At 43.0% G+C, this 3288-nt stretch carries 2 protein-coding genes and 1 pseudogene; all 3 read left to right on the top strand.

From position 1 onward, the window contains the following. Positions 1 to 704 precede the first annotated feature (704 nt). Positions 705 to 2447 (top strand): group II intron reverse transcriptase/maturase, encoded by a 1743-nt coding sequence (gene ltrA, locus F6K57_RS40730; RefSeq protein WP_293068805.1) that lies wholly within the window; start codon positions 705 to 707, stop codon positions 2445 to 2447. Positions 2448 to 2556: 109 nt separating this feature from the next. Then, positions 2557 to 2790, top strand: a pseudogene (locus F6K57_RS40725) (RNA-guided endonuclease TnpB family protein); the annotation flags it as partial. A 94-nt stretch (positions 2791 to 2884) separates the two neighbouring features. Further along, positions 2885 to 3016 carry a hypothetical protein gene (locus tag F6K57_RS40720; protein ID WP_293074639.1) on the top strand — a complete coding sequence of 44 codons (132 nt, stop codon included), beginning with the start codon at positions 2885 to 2887 and terminating at the stop codon, positions 3014 to 3016. Positions 3017 to 3288: the final 272 nt, after the last annotated feature.

The raw sequence follows: 3288 nt of genomic DNA, 5'->3' as shown, positions 1-3288 counted from the left end.
CAACTTTGTTCTGAATATGGTGTCAAATTAACAATAACTGAAGAGTCGTATACAAGCAAAGCGTCTTTCCTGGATGATGACCCATTACCAACACACGGTGAAAAACCCAGTGGATGGAAGCCATCAGTGCGATTCGTTGGCTAGAAACCTTATCCCATAAGGATTTGGGGGATTAGCCACAAGGGAATAAACCTTGATAACTTGATAACCATGTTGGTGAGATACCAACCCTCGCGAAATCCGAGTGACAGCCCTACCCCTAATCACTGAGAATTAACAAGCTCTAGGTTAAAGCGGGGTCAAACGGTAAAACACTACTAGCTAAAAGTGGTGGCTAACTAGGCAATAGAACTCACGGGTACGAGAGAAAGATACGCCTGAACCGTCGTCATCCATGAACAGCGAAATAGCTGAAACGCTGTAATCAAATAGAAACGGAACACATAGGGTTATAAAGATTGATGGTTTTATAATGATTTCCCTAGTTCCCGGCGGACAGTATCACCCTAAAAGTTCACAGAATGGTTATCAGGAACGAAGTAACCACATAGGTACTCTCAGGGCGGTCGGTCACTGAGTAGGTAGTTAGCCCCATGGCCTATGTTGGAAAGATTGAGTCAGAAGCAAACGTTTAGGGGTAATACCTAGAATACGCTGACAGACTCACGTTGTAGGAAAATGTAGAGTTATGAGTAGCAATTAACATGTCTAAAACTCGGGGGTTCGCCCCACAGTCGGAATGGAGTAAGGTTGATTGGCGAAAGCTAGAAATAACCGTATTCAAGTTGCAAAAACGAATCTACAGAGCCTCCCAACGTGGCGATAGTCGCGTGGTAAGAAAGCTTCAAAAAACTATGATGAAATCCTGGTCTGCCAAGATGGTAGCGGTCAGGAAGGTAACTCAACAAAATAAAGGTAAAAAGACGGCTGGAATAGATGGGAAAAAAGCTTTAACCAACAAGCAACGACTCACCTTAGTAGCCAACCTGAAATTGTATAAGAAACCTCAACCTACCCGTAGAGTTTGGATTGATAAACCAGGTCGTAATGAGAAACGTCCTCTAGGTATACCAACTATCTATGACCGAGCACTCCAAGCACTAACCAAACTTGCCTTAGAACCGGAATGGGAAGCGGTCTTTGAACCTAATTCATACGGATTCAGACCAGGACGGTCTTGTCACGATGCCATCGAAACAATATTTCTCGGAATCAATAAAATGCCCAAATGGGTATTAGACGCCGATATCTCCAAATGTTTCGACAAAATTAATCATGATGTCCTTTTAGGAAAACTGAATACCTATCCATCCATGAAACGATTAATCAAAAACTGGTTAAAGGCAGGAGTAATGGATAATAGAACATTCAACCCTACAGATGAGGGCACTCCCCAAGGTGGAATAATTTCTCCACTTTTGGCGAATATAGCTCTCCACGGAATGGAAGAACGAATAAAAGAGTTCGCAAGAACTCTACCCGGACAAAAGGCAAAAAATGTCAAAGCTCTCAATTTCGTTCGATACGCAGACGACTTCATCATCATGCACAAATCCAAAGAAGTGGTAGAAGAATGTCTTGAGATAATAAAGGACTGGCTGAAAGACATAGGCTTGGAATTGAAGCCCAGTAAGACCAGAATTACCCACACTTTCAACGGATATGACTTCCTCGGATTCAATATACGTCAATACGAAGTGGGTAAACATCAGTCAAACAACAAGGGCTACAAAACCTTAATCAAACCATCTCAAAAGAAAGTAAAAGAGCATTACGAGCGGCTCGCAAAGGTCATAGATAACCACAAAGCCGCTCCACAAGCCGCTTTAATAAGCAAACTCAGGCCTATTATAACGGGATGGTGTAATTACAACCGCTCACAGGTTAGTAAGAAAATCTTCTCGAAGTTAGACCACTTGCTCTGTTACAAACTTCAAAGATGGGGATACAGAAGACACCCTAACAAATCCAAGACCTGGGTAAACAATAAATACTGGGGAACCAAGGTTGAAAAACCGCAGAATCCGTGGGACGCCCGGAAAATCGACAACTGGGTCTTTATGACAGGGGAGGAAAACTACCTACCCAAGCACGCCAAGACCCCTGTGGTCAGGCACGTCAAAGTAAAAGAATCCAGAAGCACATTTGACGGAGACCTAATTTATTGGAGTAACAGAATGCAGAAACATCCTGAAATGTCTACCCAAAAAGGAAAACTTTTAAAAAGACAAAAAGGAAAATGTGCCCACTGTGGTCTCACCTTCAGGTCAGAGGATTTAATAGAGAAGCATCACATAATACCACGCGCACTAGGTGGAAGTGACCTAAATAAGAACCTAGAGTTACTACATCTCCATTGCCACGATGCGAAACATAGAACTAATGTCAAACCTAAGTGTCAAGAATCAAGTAGCGATTCCTCTGAACTGGATGACAACCCGTTCTAATGTAGAGGTACCAATGACAATGGTTCCTATAATGAGGAGCCGTATGACAGGAAACTGTCACGTACGGTTTTGAAGACGAGTCGGTGGAGGCGACTCCTCGGCTTAGTTTAATGGAAAACGAGTAAGGCGTGGATTATATAAGTCCTCTAAAGGTCACCTAGTGAATGCCGACTGTAATGGGGCAGCCAACATCGCTAGGAAAGTAGCTGCACAGTTAGGTATTGACTTAACCAAGGCAGGTAGGGGAGCATTGACACTCCCGCATCGATTTGATCTGTTCACATCTCTGTCTAGATCCTATCGAACAAGAAGTGAAGTCGCACGGGTTCACCCTGCGACGTAACAACCTTGTAGAATTCCCCGTGTTTCAACCGGGGGAGATGTCAACACTGTAAACCCATGTTCCTGAAGGGTAAGCATTCAGCGGTCAGTGGTCAGTGGTCAGTGGTCAGCGGTCAGTGGTCAGTGGTCAGCAGTCAGCTGATGTAACTCAGCATTATTCCAATGCTTATAGCGCTACGCGCAAGTCTCAAGTGAGAAGTCAGAAGTCAAAAGTAAGCATTGACTAGGTTTCGGAGTTTAGAAATGTCAAACATCTTAATGCGTAGTGCTATACCTGTTTTATTCAAAAGATGTAACTCAGCATTATTCCAATGCTTACCTCTTTTATTTAAAAGCACCTCAAGTAGCACCATCTGTAGCGCTAATCGCGCTATAGCTGATAGCTTACCTAAATTATAAATTTTTCCGTGATACTTATATCTCCCAATTTTAATCTGACACTAAATCGTTCCTCTGGTTGGCAACTGAAATCAATTTGGATCTTATCGTTAGTTTGTCC

It is taken from the genome of Moorena sp. SIO4A5 (assembly GCF_010672005.1).
In the GTDB taxonomy this organism is placed as follows: domain Bacteria; phylum Cyanobacteriota; class Cyanobacteriia; order Cyanobacteriales; family Coleofasciculaceae; genus Moorena.
This window is presented reverse-complemented; position numbering and strand designations above follow the sequence as displayed.